At 66.8% G+C, this 17,550-nt stretch carries 14 protein-coding genes; 4 read left to right on the top strand and 10 right to left on the bottom strand.

Annotated features, from left to right (window positions below):
* Window positions 1-53: 53 nt before the first annotated feature.
* Window positions 54-1,175, top strand: a complete 1,122-nt coding sequence (ald, locus tag E4487_RS10030) for an alanine dehydrogenase (RefSeq protein ID WP_175253263.1) — start codon at window positions 54-56, stop codon at window positions 1,173-1,175.
* A 105-nt stretch (window positions 1,176-1,280) separates the two neighbouring features.
* Window positions 1,281-2,039 (top strand): substrate-binding periplasmic protein, encoded by a 759-nt coding sequence (locus E4487_RS10025; RefSeq protein ID WP_373921514.1) that lies wholly within the window; start codon window positions 1,281-1,283, stop codon window positions 2,037-2,039.
* A gap of 7 nt (window positions 2,040-2,046) precedes the next feature.
* Here E4487_RS10025 and E4487_RS10020 read toward each other — a convergent pair whose 3' ends face one another.
* Together E4487_RS10020 and E4487_RS10015 are read right to left on the bottom strand one after the other, a co-directional pair.
* Window positions 2,047-3,864, bottom strand: coding sequence for an SLC13 family permease (locus E4487_RS10020; protein ID WP_037050024.1), 1,818 nt, complete (start codon window positions 3,862-3,864; stop codon window positions 2,047-2,049).
* An 86-nt stretch (window positions 3,865-3,950) separates the two neighbouring features.
* On the bottom strand, window positions 3,951-5,135 hold the full coding sequence (locus E4487_RS10015) for an NAD(P)/FAD-dependent oxidoreductase (RefSeq protein WP_175253261.1): 1,185 nt from the start codon (window positions 5,133-5,135) through the stop codon (window positions 3,951-3,953).
* A 192-nt stretch (window positions 5,136-5,327) separates the two neighbouring features.
* On the opposite strand from E4487_RS10015, the gene E4487_RS10010 reads away from it, so the two are divergent.
* A complete protein-coding gene (locus E4487_RS10010) occupies window positions 5,328-6,059 on the top strand; it encodes an ABC transporter substrate-binding protein (RefSeq protein WP_175253260.1) in 732 nt (243 codons plus the stop codon).
* Here the strand turns inward: E4487_RS10010 and E4487_RS10005 are convergent, their stop codons facing one another.
* The 3 genes from E4487_RS10005 to mdtD all read right to left on the bottom strand — a co-directional run bounded on the left by E4487_RS10005 (window position 6,060) and on the right by mdtD (window position 10,217).
* The gene (locus E4487_RS10005; protein ID WP_037050016.1) at window positions 6,060-7,295 is read right to left on the bottom strand and encodes a diguanylate cyclase domain-containing protein; all 1,236 of its coding nucleotides are present in this window, start codon (window positions 7,293-7,295) and stop codon (window positions 6,060-6,062) included.
* A gap of 42 nt (window positions 7,296-7,337) precedes the next feature.
* Entirely contained in the window at window positions 7,338-8,714 is a 1,377-nt protein-coding gene (gene dbpA, locus E4487_RS10000) for an ATP-dependent RNA helicase DbpA (RefSeq protein WP_175253259.1), read from the bottom strand.
* 81 nt (window positions 8,715-8,795) lie between these two features.
* On the bottom strand, window positions 8,796-10,217 hold the full coding sequence (gene mdtD, locus E4487_RS09995) for a multidrug transporter subunit MdtD (protein WP_175253258.1): 1,422 nt from the start codon (window positions 10,215-10,217) through the stop codon (window positions 8,796-8,798).
* Window positions 10,218-10,346: 129 nt separating this feature from the next.
* Between mdtD and torT the strand changes: the two genes are divergently transcribed.
* Window positions 10,347-11,366 carry a TMAO reductase system periplasmic protein TorT gene (torT, locus tag E4487_RS09990; RefSeq protein WP_175253257.1) on the top strand — a complete coding sequence of 340 codons (1,020 nt, stop codon included), beginning with the start codon at window positions 10,347-10,349 and terminating at the stop codon, window positions 11,364-11,366.
* On the opposite strand, the gene betA is transcribed toward torT, so the two are convergent.
* The 5 genes from betA to E4487_RS09965 form a co-directional block, all read right to left on the bottom strand.
* A complete protein-coding gene (gene betA, locus E4487_RS09985) occupies window positions 11,355-13,061 on the bottom strand; it encodes a choline dehydrogenase (RefSeq protein ID WP_175253256.1) in 1,707 nt (568 codons plus the stop codon). The genes torT and betA overlap by 12 nt on opposite strands.
* 119 nt (window positions 13,062-13,180) lie before the next feature.
* A complete protein-coding gene (gene betB, locus E4487_RS09980; protein WP_037050004.1) occupies window positions 13,181-14,653 on the bottom strand; it encodes a betaine-aldehyde dehydrogenase in 1,473 nt (490 codons plus the stop codon).
* 158 nt (window positions 14,654-14,811) lie between these two features.
* Complete coding sequence (gene betI, locus E4487_RS09975) at window positions 14,812-15,402, bottom strand: transcriptional regulator BetI (protein WP_037050001.1); 591 nt, start codon at window positions 15,400-15,402, stop codon at window positions 14,812-14,814.
* Between the two features lie 138 nt (window positions 15,403-15,540).
* Entirely contained in the window at window positions 15,541-16,392 is an 852-nt protein-coding gene (locus tag E4487_RS09970) for a glycine betaine ABC transporter substrate-binding protein (RefSeq protein ID WP_037049999.1), read from the bottom strand.
* 207 nt (window positions 16,393-16,599) lie between these two features.
* Entirely contained in the window at window positions 16,600-17,544 is a 945-nt protein-coding gene (locus E4487_RS09965) for a choline ABC transporter substrate-binding protein (protein WP_175253255.1), read from the bottom strand.
* Window positions 17,545-17,550: the final 6 nt, after the last annotated feature.

Here is a 17,550-nt window from a genome sequence, read left to right as displayed (position 1 = left end):
CCGCACGTTTTCCTAGACTTGAGGTTGTTGGCCCGCAATGGTTGGAGACGGTCATGCGAATCGGCGTACCCAAGGAAATCAAGAACCACGAATATCGCGTCGGCCTTACGCCGCAGTCGGTTGCCGAGCTGACGGCCCTGGGGCATGAGGTCTGGGTCGAGACCCAGGCCGGTGCGGCCATCGGCTTCGCCGACGAGGATTACCGTGAGGCGGGCGCCCAGATCGCCAGCCATTCGAGCGAGGTGTTCCAGCAGGGGCAGTTGATCGTCAAGGTCAAGGAGCCCCTGGCGGTGGAGCGCGCCAAGCTGCGGCCGCAGCACACGCTGTTCACCTACCTGCACCTGGCCCCCGATCGTCCACAGACTGAAGAGCTGATGGCCGGCGGCGCTACCTGTATCGCCTACGAGACGGTCACCGATGCACGGGGGCGCTTGCCGTTGCTGGCGCCGATGTCGGAGGTGGCCGGGCGCATGTCGATCCAGGCCGGCGCCGGCTGCCTGGAGAAGGCGCGCGGCGGCCGTGGCGTGCTGCTTGGTGGCGTGCCGGGCGTGGCGCCTGGCAAGGTGGTGATTCTTGGCGGTGGCGTGGTCGGCAGCCATGCACTGGCGATGGCGGTAGGGCTGGGGGCGGATGTCACCGTGCTGGACCGGAGCGTGGACGCCCTGCGCCGCCTCGACAGCCAGTACGGCAACCGCATCACCACGCTCTACTCGACCCGCGCGGCGGTGCGCGAGCAGGTGCTTGCCGCCGACCTGGTGATCGGTGGTGTGCTGATTCCCGGCGCGGCGGCGCCCAAGTTGGTCAGCGCCGAGATGGTCAAGCGGATGAAGGCCGGGGCTGTGCTGGTGGACGTGGCCATCGACCAGGGCGGCTGCGCCGAGACCTCGCATGCCACCACGCATGCCGAGCCCACCTACGTGGTCGACGATGTCGTGCATTACTGCGTGGCCAACATGCCGGGGGCGGTCGCGCGCACCTCGACCCTGGCGCTGAACAACGCCACCTTGCCCTTCGTCGTTGCGCTGGCGCAGAAGGGCACGCGCAGGGCGCTGGAGGACGATGCGCATCTGCTTGCCGGTCTCAACGTCGCGCGCGGCGTGATCACCTGCGGCAGCGTCGCCGAGGCGCACGGGTTGAAATTCCATTCACCGGCCAGCCTGCTCGAGCAGCTCTAGCCGCGGCGGATGTCGTCCTGTGTCGCGCCGTTCGCCAGCGTTGGCGGCAGGTGGCGTGTGCACTGACTAAGCTGGATGAGGTATCTCGCGCTTGAGGATACGGCCGTGTTCGCTCGCTATGTGCATGTGTTGTTGGCGTTGCTCGTTGGCTTCGGTTTCCAGGGCGTTGCGCAGGCCGAACGCTTGCGGCTGTATACCGAAGAGTACCCGCCGATCAACTTCAGCCGGGACGATGGCAAGCCGACCGGCCTGGCCACCGAGGTGGTGCTCGAGATCATGCGGCGCACCGGCGACACGGCGCCCATCGAGGTCGTGCCCTGGGCACGGGGTTACCAGCAGGCGCAGGTCAGAGCGAATACCGGGTTGTTCGTCACGATGCGCATCCCCGAGCGCGAGAAGCTGTTTCACTGGGTCGGGCCGCTGACGCGCAACACCACGTCCTTCTATGCCCTGCGCAGGAACGGGCTGCAGCTGGATGACTTCGAGCAGGCCCGCCAGGTGGGCAAAATCGCGGTACCGCGTGACTGGTACAGCCATCAGCACCTGCTGGCGCATGGCTTCACCAACCTGTATCCGGTCGCGGGCCCGGACCAGGTGATACGCATGCTCAAGCGTGGCCGGGTCAAGCTGATGGCGCTGGATGACCTCAGCCTCAATGCCCTGCTCGACGGCGGCGGGCTGGCCGTGGGGGAGGTGGAGCAGTTGCTGGTGTTCCTGCACAGTGATTCCTACATCGCCTTTTCGCAGGACACCGACCCGCGATTGCTGGCGCGCTGGCAACAGGCGCTCGATGCGATGAAGGCCGATGGCAGCTTCGCCGCCATCTACCACAAATGGCTGCCCGGCCTGCCGCTGCCGCCCTGACGACCCTCTACAGCGGCCAGACCCACAGCAGCATCGGTACGCTCAGCGCGACCACGAGAATCTCCAGTGGCAGGCCCAGGCGCCAGTAATCGCCGAAGCGAAAACCGCCGGGGCTGAGGATCAGTGTGTTGTTCTGGTGACCGATGGGGGTCAGGAACGAGCACGAGGCACCGATGGCCACGGCCATCAGCAGCGCATCCGGGCTGACACCGAGCTGGCTCGCAGCGCTCAGCGCGATCGGGCACATCACGGCGGCGGTAGCGGCGTTGTTCATGAAGTCCGACAGGGTCATGGTCACCACCAGCAGCAGGGTGACGATGATGATCGGATTGCCCTGGGCCAGGTGCTCCATCAGCAGGCGGGCCAGCAGGTCGGCCGCGCCGCTCGATGACATCGCCCCGGCCACCGGAATCAGGGCGCCGAGCAGGACGATCACCGGCCAGTCGATGGCCTCGTAGACGGCGCGCAGGGGTACCAGGCGCAGCAGCATGTAGGCCAGTACGCCGGTGGCGAAGGCTATCGCCGCGGAGAGCAGGCCGAAGGCTGCTGCGGCAATGGCCAGGAGCATGATGCCGAGGGCCAGGTTGGCCTGGCGCGGGTCGGGGATGTTGATGGCGCGCGCCGCCAGGGGCACGCAGCCGTAGTCGTTGGCGAACTCGCCGATGTCCTCGGCGCTGCCCTGCATCAGCAGCACGTCACCGTTCTGGATGAGGGTCGAACGCAGGCGCTTGATCGAACGATGGCTCTGGCGCGAGATGGCCAGCAGGTTGATGGCGTAGCGGCTGCGCAGGCGCGTGCTGCTGGCGGAACGTCCGATCAGCGACGAGTCCGGCTTGACCAGCAGTTCCAGCAGGGTGCGTTCGTCGCCGTTGCTGTCCTTCTTTTCCGCGTCCTTGTCGTTGTCCTGCTCCTCGCGTTGTTCCGCTTCTTCGGCCTCGCGTGCGGCCTCCAGCAGCAGGTCCAGCTGGCTGAGTACTTCACCCAGCTCCTCCGGGTCGGCCTCGATCACCAGCACGTCGTCGGCCTGCAGCACCCGGCGCGGGTTGGGCGCGCTCAGGCGCAGCTTGTTGCGCACCATGGCGACCACCTGGGCGTCGGCTTCGTCGAGCAACTGCTCGATCTCGCGCAGGGTCTTGCCCTGTGCCACGCCACCTTCCTTGACCCGGGCCTCGGTCAGGTAGTGGCCGGTATCGAAGCTGGCGGCATTGCCGACCTCGCGTCTGGGAACCAGGCGCCAGCCGAGCAGGGTGATGAACAGCACGCCGGCCAGCGCCACGGCGACACCGACCGGGCTGAAGTCGAACATGGCGAAGGGGCCGTCGCCGTGCTGTGCGCGAAAGCTGGAGACGATCAGGTTCGGTGGCGTGCCGATCAGCGTGGTCATGCCGCCGAGGATGGTGCCGAAGGCCAGCGGCATGAGGATGCGCCCCGGCGGCATTTCCAGGCGCGAGGCGATCTGCAGGGCGATGGGCATCAGCAGGGCGAGGGCGCCGACGTTGTTCATGAACGCCGACAGCAGGGCGCCCAGGCCGGTCAGGGCGGCGATCGACAGCAGCACGCCGGAGCCACTGGGAATCAGGCGCAGGGCCAGGCGGTTGACCGCGCCGGTACGTTGCAGGCCGTAGCTGAGTACCAGCACGCAGGCCACGGTGATCACCGCCGGGTGGCCGAAGCCGGTGAAGGCCTCGCGCTCGGGCACCAGGCCGACGATGACACAGGCCAGCAGGGCGCCGAGGGCGACCACGTCGTGCCGCCAGCGGCCCCAGATGAACAACCCCATGCTGGCGACGAGAATGGCGAAGATCTGGCCTTGTTCGAGGGTCATGGGGCGGGACTGTCCTTGTGGTGCGCACGGGCGCATGTGCTGTATGTAGCAGAGTGCGCGCTGCCCCGGCAGTTCCCGGCCTTCTGCTAGACGAACTGGGCGGCGGCGTAGCCCGAGGCCCAGGCCCACTGGAAGTTGAAGCCGCCGAGATGCCCGGTGACGTCCAGCACCTCGCCGATGAAGTACAGCCCGGGGACCTTGAGCGACTCCAGGGTCTTCGAGGACACCTCGTGGGTGTCGATCCCGCCCAGGGTGACCTCGGCGGTACGATAGCCCTCGGTGCCGGCCGGTACCAGTTGCCAGTCGGACAGGCGCTCGGCGATCGCCGTCAGTTCCGCCGGGGTGTACTGCTTCAGCGGCTTGTTGACGAACCAGCTGTCGACCAGCAGCGTCGCCATCTTGCGGGTGAACAGCTCGGCCAGCAGGGTCTTCAGCTCGCTGTTGCCCCGCTCGCGCTGCTGCGTGGCCAGCCACTCGGGCAGGTCGATGTGCGGCAGCAGGTCGATATGCAGGGTGTCGCCGGGTTGCCAGTAGGACGATATCTGCAGGATCGCCGGGCCGGAGAGGCCACGGTGCGTGAAGAGGATGTTCTCGACGAAACTCTGGCCGTTGCAACTGACCCGGCAGTCCTCCACCGAGGTGCCGGACAGTTCCGTGCACAGTGCCTTGAGCTGCGGTTCGGTGACCGTGAAGGGCACCAGGCCGGCGCGGGTCGGCAGCAGCGTATGGCCGAACTGCCTGGCCACCTGGTAGCCGAAACCGCTGGCGCCCAGGGTCGGGATGGACAGGCCACCGGTGGCGATCACCAGCGACTGGCAGGCCACCTCGCCCAGGTCGGTGTGCAGGAGGAAGCCCTGTGCGGCCTTGTCGATGCTCTGCACGGCGGTGTTCAGGCGAATCTCGGCGCCTGACTCGGCACATTCGGCCAGCAGCAGCTCGAGGATGTCGCTGGACTTGTGGTCGCAGAACAGCTGGCCGAGTTTCTTCTCGTGGTAGGGCACGCCATGCTTGGCCACCAGGCCGATGAAGTCCCACTGGGTGAAGCGCGCCAGCGCCGATTTGCAGAAGTGCGGGTTGCCGGAGAGGAAGTTGGCCGGCTCGCAGTACAGGTTGGTGAAGTTGCAGCGCCCGCCTCCTGACATGAGGATCTTCTTGCCGGCCTTGTTGGCATGGTCCAGCACCAGCACCTTGCGCCCGCGGGCCGCTGCAGTGGCTGCGCACATCAGGCCGGCGGCACCTGCGCCGATGATCAGTACCTCGGTTTGCAACACGAAAGATTCCCCTGGCTGGCGCAGGATCGGCTGCGCGAAAACCCGCGAAGTTTACCCGAAGCGGTCGAGGCCGGCATGGCGGCGAAGTGTGCAGATCCCAGGGCATTTGTGGCTGTGTCAGGGGCGAGACAGTGACGCTGGCCATCAGGGCTGCTATCACTACAGGGGCCCACCCCGGATGGACCGCCGTCGATGCCCCTGTTGCGCGCCTGGCTGTTGCTGCTGATGTCGTTGCCTGCGTTGGCGGCGGCCGAATCGTTGCGGCTGGTGGCCGACCCCTGGCCACCGTTCACCGATCAGCGGCTACCCGGCAACGGCCTGGCCAGTGACCTGGTGGAGCAGGCCCTCGAGCGTGCCGGATACCGTACCCACTATGCCGAGGTGCCCTGGGAGCGTGCCGTGCTGGGGCTCAAGCGGGGTGACTACGATGTGCTGATCAATGCCTGGTACAGCGTGGAACGCACGCGGTTCGGTCATTTCTCGCAGCCGTACCTGATCAATCGCATCCGCTTCCTGCAGCGCAAGGGCGGCGATATCCGCTTTCAGCGCCTGGCCGATCTCTATCCGCACAGCATTGCGGTGGTCAGGGGCTACGCCTACTCCAAGGCATTCGACAACGACCCGGACCTGCACAAGGTCGGCGTCAGCAGCTTCGAGATCGCCGCGCGCATGCTCAACGCCGGGCGGGTGGAGCTGGCGCTCGAGGATGAACTGGTGGCGCGGCATCAGCTAGGGCGCAGCCTGAGCATGCTGCGTGATGGCCTGGAGTTCCTGCCGCAGCCGCTGAGCGAGAACGGCCTGCACATTCTGGTGCGCCTGAGTCATCCCGAGCACAAGGCGATCGTCGAACGCTTCGATGCGGCGATCCAGGCCATGCGCGACGATGGCAGCTACACCGCGACGTTTCGCCGCCACGGCTTCTGATCAGGCCAGAACGGTGCGGGCGCGGCCCTGCTGCTTGGCCCGGTACAGGCGGATATCGGCCTCGTGCAGCAGGCTCTCCAGGTCCTCCGGCTCACCGTGGTACAGCCCGGCGCTGAACGACAGCGGCGGCGCACCGACGGCGTAGTGCAGGCCGGCGCAGTGCTGGCGCAGCTTCTCCAGTGCCTGGTTCACGTGATCGGCGCCGTGCAGCGTGAGCAGGGCGAATTCCTCGCCGCCGAGGCGCCCCAGGAGCATGTCCGGGAAAAAACTGCTCAGAGCGCGGGCGAAGACCACCAGCGCGCTGTCGCCGCTGGCGTGGCCGAAGCCGTCGTTGATCTGCTTGAAATGATCGAGGTCGAGCATCGCCACGCTGATGTGGCGGCTGTCGCGCTGGGCCTGCTGCAGAATCTGCATGCCCTGTTCGTAGAACGCACGGCGGTTTCTCAGCCCGGTCAGGGCATCGTATTCGGCGGCTTTCTTCAGGGCGCGCAGCAGGTCGCGGCGTTCCAGGGTCGACATCACCCGGCAGTTCAGTTCCTCGGGGCAGAACGGCTTGCGCAGGAAATCGTCGGCCCCGTGCTTGATGAACTGGGCGCTGAGCGAACCCTTGGGGTCGGCGGAGACACCGATGATGATCAGGTCGTTGAGCCGCAGTTTCTGCCGCAGCAGCTTGACCAGCTCGAAGCCGCTGACGCCGGGCATGGAGTGATCGAGCACCAGCAGGTCGAGGTCCGGATGCTCGTTGAGCTGGCGCAGGGTCTCCTTGCCGTCGCGGGCCTCGATGATCTGGTAGTGGTGCGGCTCGAGAATATGGCGGATGTAGTGGCGCTGGGCGTCGGAGTCGTCGGCGATGAGGATCTTGATGTGACTGTTGTGATCGAGCCGGTGCAACAGGCGGAAGGCGTACTCGTAGGAGTGCTGGCTTTCCTTGAGCACGTAGTCGACCACGCCCTTCATCAGCAGCTCGTCGCGGCGCTGCTCGTTGTAGCTGCCACTGAGCACGATGCAGGGCAGGTGATAGCGCATCACCAGGTCGACGCTCTCGCCATTGGGCGCGTCCGGCAGGTGCAGGTCGACGATGGCGGCGAAGAACAGGTCGGAGGAGGTGTCCAGCATCACTTCGGCTTCGGCCAGCGAGGCACAGAAGATCGGCTCCAGATCCGGTTCCTGGCGGAACAGATGCTCGAGGATCTTCAGTACCAGCGGGCTGTCTTCGATGACCAGAATATTGCGCATGGGTGACTCCGGCCCCAGGCCATTTAATGCTTTATATCAGCCTTACACTAGACGCACACGCAAAGATCGGCCCTTGATCTTGCCCTCCGCAAGGCGACTCAGGGCCTTGCGGGCGACGTCGCGCTGAACGGCGACATAGGCCTGGTGATCGAACAGGGCGATCTTGCCGACCTGGTCGCCGCCGATGCCCGCGTCCCCGGTCAGCGCGCCGAGAATGTCGCCCGGGCGCAGCTTGTCCTTGCGCCCGGCGGCGATGCACAGGGTGTGCATCGGCGGCAGCAGCGGCTCACCGCTGGCTTTCGCGGCGGGCAGCGGGTACCAGGCCAGTTCTTTGCCCTGCAGGGCTTCGATGGCCTGGGCGCGGCCGGCTTCGGCCGGCGCCACCAGGCTCAGGGCCAGGCCTTTCTCACCGGCCCGTCCGCTGCGGCCGATGCGGTGGATGTGCACCTCGGCATCCCGGCTCAGCTCGACGTTGACCACCATCTCCAGGCCGGCGATGTCCAGGCCGCGTGCGGCGACGTCGGTGGCTACCAGCACGCTGAGGCTGCGGTTGGCGAACAGGGCGAGGATCTGGTCGCGTTCGCGCTGCTCCAGGTCGCCGTGCAGGGCTGCGGCGGAAATCTTCTCCGCCTCCAGTTGCCTGGCCAGTTCGTCGCATTGCTGGCGCGTGGCGCAGAAGGCCACGACCGGCTGCTTGCGCAAATGCCGCAGCAAGGTGCTGACCGCCTCCATGCGCTGGCTCGGGGCGATCTCGTAGAAGCGTTGTTCGATCTGCCCGTCGTCGTGCAGTGCCTCGACCTCGACCCGCTCCGGGTTGCGCAGGAAACGTGCGGCGAGCTGTTCGATGCCGGCCGGATAGGTGGCGGAGAACAGCAGCGTCTGGCGCCGGGCCGGGGTCTGCTCGATGATCTCGCTGATGCTGTCGACGAAGCCCATGTCGAGCATGCGGTCGGCCTCGTCGAGCACCAGGGTGTTGAGACCGTCGACCTTCAGCGTGCCCTTGCGCAGGTGCTCCTGCACGCGTCCCGGTGTGCCGACGATGACGTGCGCGCCGTGCTCCAGCGAGCCGATCTGCGGGCCGAAGGGTACGCCACCGCAGAGGGTGAGAACCTTGATGTTGTCGGCGGCTCGCGCCAGGCGGCGCAGTTCCTTGGCCACCTGATCGGCCAGCTCGCGGGTCGGGCACAGCACCAGGGCCTGGCAGCCGAAGTAGCGCGGGTTGAGCGGATGCAGCAGGCCGATGCCGAAGGCCGCGGTCTTGCCGCTGCCGGTCTTGGCCTGGGCGATCAGGTCACGGCCCTTGAGCATCAGCGGCAGGCTGGCGGCCTGGATGGGCGTCATCTCGGCATAGCCGATGGCGGCGAGATTGGCCTGCATGGCGGCGGAAAGGGGAAGGTTGGCGAAGGCGTTGGCGGTCACGGCAAGGGCTCGGGGCTGGTGAAACAGGGCCGCAGTGTAGCAGGCCGGGTCCGGCGCTTCTGTAACGATGCCGGTAGTTCTTCAGTCGTCCGTCGGCAGCTGCACGGTCCGCCCGCCGCGTCCCTCCCGGGGATCCAGCTGGAGGAAGATCGCGGCGGCCAGCATCGACAGCAGGCCCACGCACAGGTAGGTGGCCTGGAACGCCTGGAGCACCTGGCCGTCACCTGCGAATTCCTGGCTGAAGCCACTGAGCAGGGCGGCTGCGGAGGCGACGCCGAGGCCCATCGCCAGTTGCACCACCACCGACAGCAGGCTGTTGCCGCTGCTGGCGTCGCGGTTGTCCAGGTCGATCAGGGTCACGGTGTTCATCGCGGTGAACTGCAGCGAGTTGCAGGCGCCGATCAGGCTCAGCTGGACGATCAGTTGCAGGGTCGAGGTCCCGGCATCCACCAGCGCCAGGCTGGCGATCAGGGTGCCGAGCAGCAGGGTGTTGCTGGTGAGGATGTTGCGGTAGCCGATGCGTTCGATCAGCGGCTTGGCCAGGGGCTTCACCGCCATGGCGGCCAGGGCCAGGGGAATCAGGCTCATGCCGGCCTGAGCCGGGGAATAGCCCATCGCCAGTTGCAGCAGCAGCGGCGTGAGAAAGGGCAGCGCTCCGCTGCCCAGGCGGGCGAAGAGGTTGCCGATGATGCCCACGGCGAAGCTGCGGGTGTGGAACAGCGAAGGGGCGAACAGGGGGTGTTCGATACGCCCGGCGCGTAGCCAGTAGGCGGCGAGGCAGGCCATGCCGCCGAGCAGCAGCAGGACCACGCGCAGGGTCGGCAGGTGCAGTTCGCCGAGGCCTTCCAGGGCCACGGTGATCAGCAGCATGGCGGCGCCGAACAGCAGGAAGCCCGCCGTGTCGAAGCGGCTGCGCTCCGGGCCGCGCAGGTCCGGCATGTGCCGCAGTGCGGCCCAGCAACCGAGCAGCCCGACCGGCAGGTTGATCAGGAAGATCCAGTGCCAGCTGGCCACTTCCACCAGCCAGCCGCCGAGCGTGGGACCGATCAGCGGTCCGAGCAGGCCGGGCAGGGTGATGAAGCTCATGATGCGCACCAGCTCCGAGCGCGGGTAGGCGCGCAGCACCACCAGGCGCCCCACCGGCATCATCAGGGCGCCACCGAGGCCCTGGATCACGCGCGCCGCGATCAGCATGCCCAGCGAGGTGGACAGGGCGCACAGCAGCGAGCCCAGGCTGAACAGGGCGATGGCGCCGAAGAAGATGCGCCGTGTGCCGAAACGGTCGGCGATCCAGCCCGAGGCCGGGATCAGCAGCGCCACGGTGAGCATGTAGGCGATCACCACCGACTGCATGCGCAGCGGGTCCTCGGCCAGGTCGCGGGCCATGGCCGGGAGGGCGGTATTGAGGATGGTGCCGTCCAGCGTCTGCATGAAGAAGGCGATGGCGACTATCCATGGCAGCAGGCGGGCGGTACTCGGATCGAGCGGGGTGGGGCTGGTCATGCTGTTCTCGTGATCTGCGCGCTTCACTCTAGGCTGCCGCCAGCGCTCAGGCAAACCCGAACGTGGGGCGGAGAGGGTGCTACGCTGGTTCTGGTGGCATATCGCCCGTTACGGGCTAAGGATGGCTTGATGCGTTGGATATCCCTGTGGCTTTCCCTCGCGTGCCAATCGCTCCTGGCAGCGGAATGGTTTCCCTACCCGGTTCAGGCCGATGGCCGCATGCTGGACTACCGGCCGTTGCCGGCGGCCGCCCAGCCATGGCGAATCTGCGCGCTGTTGCCGCACGGCAAGGACCGCTACTGGTGGGGCGTCGCCTGGGGGCTGGATCAGGAGGCGCAGCGCCTGGGTGTGCGTCTCGGCATCTACGAAGCCGGCGGCTACGAGCATGGCGACGTGCAGCTCGAACAGTTCGACCGCTGTGTGGCCGAAGGGGCCGATGCCTTCGTCGTCGCCAGCATCAACACCTATGACCTGTGCAGTGCCGCGAAAGTGCAGTTGCAGGCCGGAAGGCCGGTCATCGATCTGATCAATCGCCTGGACTGCACGGGGCTCAGTGCCCATTCGCGGGTCGATTTCGCCGACATGACACGCGCCACGCTGGACTACCTGGTGCGCGTCAGTGGCGGCCGGCCGATCCGGGTCGGCTGGTTGCCAGGTCCGGCCGATGCCGGCTGGGTGCAGGATGCCGAGCGCGGGCTACGCGAGGCGCTGGCTGGCAAGGCCATCACCCTGGCCCATGGCGGCTACGGGCCGGTGGATCGCAGCCGCCAGGCCAAGCTGGTTCGCGAGTTGCTCAAGCAGCATCCGCAACTCGACTACCTGATCGGCAATGCCGAAGCGGCTGCGTTCGCTGCGCAGCTGGTGCGCAACACCGGTTCCGGGGCGCAGGTGCTGTCCTTCTATGCCACCGAGCGGGTGCTGGAGCAGATTCGCGAGGGTCAGGTGCTGGCCGCACCGACCGATTCGCCGGTGATCCAGGCGCGCGTTGCGCTGGACCTGGCGGTGCGTGGCCTGCACGGCGAGAAGCTGCCGCAGCTGGTCAGCCCGCAGATCGAGATGCTCGATGCCGCCTCGCTAAGGCATTTCGACCTCGGCCGGCTGATGCCGCCCGAGGGGCACTGGATGATCCGCCAGGAACTACCCGACTAGGCGGTCGTTGGCGTTGCGCAGCGGCGCCTCGCGTACCGGGCGCTCGCCCGCCACGAAGTAGGGCGCGGTGCTGCGCGGCAGGGGCTGGCGCCCGCGAATCCGGTCGGCGATCTTCTCGGCGATCATGATGGTGGTGGCGTTGAGGTTGCCGGTGATGATCTCCGGCATGATCGACGCATCCACCACGCGCAGGCCCTGCAGGCCATGCACGCGGCCCTGGCCGTCGACCACCGCCATGTCGTCCTCGCCCATCTTGCACGAGCAGGACGGGTGGAAGGCGGTTTCCGCGTGCTCGCGAATGAAGGCATCGAGCTGCGCGTCGCTCTGCACGTCGGCGCCCGGGCTGAGCTCGCGGCCGCGGTAGGGGTCGAGTGCCGGTTGCGCCATGATCTCGCGGGTCAGGCGGATGCCGTCGCGGAATTCCTGCCAGTCCTGTTCGCTGCTCATGTAGTTGAAGAGGATGCTCGGGTGCTGGCGCGGGTCCTTGGACTTGAGCTGGACGCGGCCACGGCTCGGTGAGCGCATGGAGCCGACGTGGGCCTGGAAGCCATGTTCGCTCACCGCGTTGCTGCCGTTGTAGTTGATCGCCACCGGCAGGAAATGGAACTGGATGTTGGGCCAGGCGAACTCCGGGCGGGTGCGGATGAAGCCGCCAGCCTCGAACTGGTTGCTGGCACCGATACCCTTGCCGGCGAACAGCCACTGCGCACCGATCGCCGGCTGGTTGTGCAGCTTCAGCGCCGGGTACAGCGACACCGGCTTGGTGCAGGCGTACTGCAGGTACATCTCCAGATGGTCTTGCAGGTTCTGGCCGACACCTGGCAGATCGTGGACCAGGGCGATGTCCAGTTCGCCGAGCAGCGCCGCGGGGCCGACGCCGGAGCGTTGCAGGATCTGCGGCGAGGCGATGGCGCCAGCGCACAGCAGCACCTCGCGGCGGGCGTGGGCGGTGTGGGTGTCGTTCGAGCTGCCGAGCAGGTAGCTGACGCCACTGGCGCGCTTGCCGTCGAAGAGGATGCGGTCGCTGGTGGCATGGGTGACGATGGTCAGGTTAGGACGCTCGCGGGCCTGGTCCAGATAGCCACGTGCGGTGCTGGCGCGACGACCTTGCGGGGTCACGGTCCGGTCCATCGGGCCGAAGCCTTCCTGCTGGTAGCCGTTGAGGTCGGAGGTGCGCGGGTAGCCGGCCTGCACGCCGGCCTCGACCATGGCGTGGAACAGCGGGTTGTTGCCCGCCTTGGGCGTGGTCACGCTGACCGGGCCGTCGCCGCCGTGGTAGTCGTCGGGTCCGATGTCGCGGGTTTCCGCCTTGCGGAAGTAGGGCAGGCAATCGAGGTAGGTCCAGTCTTCCAGGCCCTTGGCCTTGGCCCAGTTGTCGAAATCCAGGGCGTTGCCGCGGATGTAGCACATGCCGTTGATCAGCGACGAACCGCCGAGGCCCTTGCCGCGCCCGCACTCCATGCGCCGGTTGTTCATGTGCGGCTCGGGGTCTGTCTCGTAGGCCCAGTTGTAGCGGCGCCCCTGCAGCGGGTAGGCCAGGGCGGCGGGCATCTGGGTACGGAAGTCGAGGCGGTAGTCCGGGCCGCCGGCTTCGAGCAGCAGGACGCTGACGTCCGCGTCTTCGCTCAGGCGGGTGGCCAGGACGTTACCGGCCGAACCGGCACCGATGATGATGTAGTCGAATTCCTGAGGCATGGCTCCTCCTGTTGCCCGGCGGTTATCCGGGAGAACGCGGGTGACTGTCCCCGGATCAGGGCCGGGGCTAGGGGGCGGCAATTCGGGCAGGTGCGGATCGCTCCTGCCCTGGCGGGTGGTCAGAACACCGAGGCGTAGTCGCCCAGCTCCACCTGCACCGACTTGATGCGCGTGTAGTGGCCGAGCGTGACCAGGCCGTTCTCGCGGCCCACGCCGGACTGCTTGTAGCCACCGACGGGCATCTCGGCCGGCGATTCGCCCCAGGTGTTGATCCAGCAGATGCCGGCTTCCAGCTTGTGGATGACCCGGTGCGCGCGATTCAGGTCGCGGGTCACCACGCCGGCGGCGAGGCCGTAGTCGGTGTCGTTGGCGCGGCGGATCACTTCTTCTTCGTCGTCATAGACGAGGATGCTCATCACCGGGCCGAAGATTTCCTCGCGCACGATGGTCATGTCGTCCCGGCAGTCGGTGAACACGGTGGGGGCCACGTAGGCGCCGCTGGCGTAGTCGCCGTCGGTCACACGCGAGCCGCCGATCAGCAGGCGCGCGCCTTCGCTGCGGCCCTTGTCGATGTAGCCGAGCACGCTTTCCATGTGCGCGAAGCTCACCAGCGGACCGAAGTTGGTGGCGTCGGCCAGCGGGTCGCCGAGGCGGATGCGCTTGACCCGCTCCAGCACCTTGGCTTCGAAGCGCGCCTGCAGCATGCGCGGCACGAACACGCGGGTGCCGTTGGTGCAGACCTGGCCGGAGCTGTAGAAGTTGGCCATCACTGCGATGTCGGCGGCGCGGTCCAGGTCGGCGTCCTCGAAGACGATCAGCGGCGACTTGCCGCCCAGTTCCATGGTCACTTCCTTGAGGCTGGAACTGGAGGCGCTGGCCATGACCTTCTTGCCGGTGACGGTGCCGCCGGTGAAGGAGACCTTCTCGATGCCCGGATGCTCGGTCAGCCATTGGCCGACCTCCCGGCCGCTGCCGGTGAGCACGTTGAACACGCCGGCTGGCAGACCGGCTTCGCTGTAGATCTCGGCCAGCTTCAGGGCGGTCAGCGAGGTGACCTCGCTGGGCTTGAAGATCATCGCGTTGCCGGCGGCCAGGGCCGGGGCGGATTTCCACAGGGCGATCTGGATCGGGTAGTTCCAGGCGCCGATGCCGGCGACCACGCCCAGTGGCTCGCGGCGGGTGTAGGCGAAGGAGGTGTCGCGCAGCGGAATCTGCTCGCCCTCGATGGCCGGAATCAGGCCGGCGTAGTACTCCAGCACGTCGGCGCCGGTGACGATGTCGACGTAGCGGGTCTCGGAGAGCGGCTTGCCGGTATCGAGGGTTTCCAGCTCGGCCAGCTCGTCGTTGCGCTCGCGCAGGATGTCCACCGCCTTGCGCAGCACGCGCGAGCGCTGCATGGCGGTCATCGCCGCCCACACCTTCTGGCCCTCGGCTGCGCAGGCCACGGCCCGGTCGACATCCGCCTGACTGGCACGTTGCACCTTGGCCAGCACCTCGCCGGTGGCCGGGTTGATGCTGTCGAAGGTTTCTCCACTGCTGGCGGCGACGTACTGGCCACCGATGTAGAGCTGCTGTTCGGCGAAACGGGGCATGGGCTGTCCTCTGGATTCGGTCATCTGCTTGAGAACAGCCTATTTTATTTAAATTGAACGATCAATCAATAAAAACGACAGCACGCAGCCAATCACGACATGGCGACTGATCCCGGAGTCAGCCAGGCCGGGGGGCTGTGCGGCGGGTTACACCGCGCTTATGGCGTCTTGCTCAGCTGCAGGTCGAGGTAGTCGTAGGCGATGCGGCGCGCCTGCCCGGTGTCGAAGGCTTCGCCGGAGAGCGCACCGCGCAGCCACAGGCCGTCGATCAGCGAGGCCAGGCCGCGAGCGGCGAGGCGTGCCTGATCCTGCGGCAAGGCGCGATGGAACTGGCCGCAGAGGTTGGAGTAGAGGCGATGGTCGTTGACCCGCTGCAGGCGCCGCAGCGCCGGGTGGTGCATGCTGCTGGCCCAGAATGCCAGCCAGGTCTTCATGGCGGGGCCACTGACCTGACTGTCGTCGAAGTTGCCGTCGATCATCGCGCGCAGATGGGCGCGGGGGGCGTCGTCGCCGAGTGCCAGGCGGCGTTCGGCCACGGCGTCGCGCAGCGCCTGCATGAGGTGGCGCATGGTCGCCTCGAGCAGGCCGTTCTTGTCCTTGAAGTAGTGGCTGATGATGCCGTTGGAGACCCCGGCCAGGCGTGCGATATAGGCGATGCTGGCGTCGGCCATGCCGACCTGGTCCACGGCTTCCAGGGTGGCGGCGATCAGTTGAGAACGGCGAATGGGCTGCATGCCGACCTTGGGCATCGGTCTCTCCGTGCGGGCGGGGGAGCCGAAGTCTAGGCGGATTTTGATCGGGCGATCAATTAAACCTGCGCTCGAGCGAGCGTCAGAAACGACGAAGCGGGCCAGGGGCCCGCTGCGTCTGCTCGATGAAACCGAGCCTTACTTCAGCCAGCTGTCGACGCGCTCCGGGTGGGCGGCGATCCAGTCCTTGGCGGCCTGCTCCGGCTTGGCGCCTTCGCGGATGGCGAGCATCACGGCGCCCACTTCCTCGCCGCTCCAGGACAGCTTGGAGAGGAACGCGGCGGCGTCGGCGGCCTTGCCCTTCAGTTCCGGGTTGGCCACGGTGTCGACGCGCTCGTCATCGCCGTAGACCTTCTTCGGATCTTCGAGGAAGCGCAGTTTCCACTTGGCGAACATCCAGTGCGGGATCCAGCCGGTGACCACGATCGGCTTCTGTGCCTTTTCGGCGCGGGTCAGGGCGGTGGCCATGGCCGGGCCGGAGCTCGGCATCAGTTTGATGCTGGCCAGGTTGTATTCCTTGATGGCGTCTTCGGTGCGGCGCATCACGCCGGCACCGGCGTCGATGCCGGTGATCTTGCCGTCGAAGTCCTTGGCGTATTTCTCCAGGTCTTCGATGCTCTTGGCCTGCACGTACTCAGGCACGATCAGGCCGATCTTGGCGCCGGAGTAGTTGGTGCCGAGGATCTCGACCTTGTCCTTGAGCTTCTCGTAGTACTCGCCGTGAGTCGCCGGCAGCCAGGCGGAGAGGGTGGCGTCGAGGTCGCCACGGGCCACTCCCTGCCACATGATGGCCGGCTCGACCGGCTTCAATTCGACCTTGTAGCCGAGTTTGCTCTGCAGGATCTCGCCGGCGACATGGGTGACGGCGACGCTGTCGTCCCAGCCGTTGACGTAACCGATCTTGAGAGTGGGTTTTTCGGCAGCGAGGGCGCTGCCCATGCCGATGGCCAGGGCGGCGGCGCCGAGGCAGAGATGCTTGAATACGCGCATGTTCTTGTGCTCCGTCAGTTGAGTGGCAGTTGCAATATCGTTGACTGGCTCGTTCTCATTGCGGGCCTTGCGAATCCGTGTTGCGCAGCAGATTGCCGGTTCGCGGGCAGATTCTCCCCGCCACGACCAGAGGTCGGCACCTGGGTGCTGGAGGGGAGATTCCAGGCCCGGACCTGAGGTCGCGGGCCTGAATCGGGTCGTGGCCTGTTACAGCCCGACGTGTTTCTTCACGGCAGCTACACCGTCCTGGCCGTCGAAGGTGGTGACGCCGCTCAGCCACTGGTCGAGGATCGCCGGGTTGGCCTTGATCCACTCCTTGGCGACGGTCTGCGGGTTCTCCTTCTCCAGCACCTTCTCCATCAGCTGGCTTTCCATTTCCACGGTGAACTGCAGGTTGCCCAGCAGCTTGCCGACGTTCTCGCAGCGAGCCTCGTAGTCCGGCGGGACCACGGTGTAGACCTTGGCTGCGCCGTAGTCGGGGCCGAACACGTCGTCACCGCCGGACAGGTAGGTGATGTCGTACTGGGTGTTCATCGGGTGCGGCGCCCAGCCGAGGAAGACCACTGGCTCCTTCTTCTTGATGGCGCGCGATACCTGCACCAGCATGCCAGCCTCGCTGGACTCGACCATGCGGAAGCTGCCGAGGTCGAACTGGTTGTTCTTGATCATGCCGTCGATCAGCAGGTTGCCGTCGTTGCCCGGCTCGATGCCGTAGATCTTGCCGCCCAGCTGGTCCTTGAACTTGGCGATGTCCTGGAAGCTCTTGAGGCCGGCCTCGGCTGCATAGGTCGGTACCGCGAGGGTGTACTTGGCCCCTTCGAGGTTGGCCTTCTCCAGCACCTTGACGCCGTTGTCCTTGAGGAACGGCTCGATCACCGAGTCCATCGACGGGGCCCAGTAGCCGAGGAACACATCGACCTGGCCGCTTTTCACGCCGGTGAAGGCGATGGGCACCGATGCCATGATCTTGCGCGGCTGATAGCCCAGGCCTTCGACCAGGGTCATGGCCACGCCGGTGGTCGCGGCGATGTCGGCCCAGCCGATCTCGGCGAAACGCACCTGCTTGCAGCTGGCCGGCTCGGCTGCCATCGCACCCTGCATCAGTGCGCACGACAGCAGGCCGATGGCGGCGGTGGTCTTGATCGTTTTCATCTGCGG

Source organism: Pseudomonas sp. BMW13 (assembly GCF_013357275.1).
GTDB classification, from domain to species: domain Bacteria; phylum Pseudomonadota; class Gammaproteobacteria; order Pseudomonadales; family Pseudomonadaceae; genus Aquipseudomonas; species Aquipseudomonas khazarica.
This window is presented reverse-complemented; position numbering and strand designations above follow the sequence as displayed.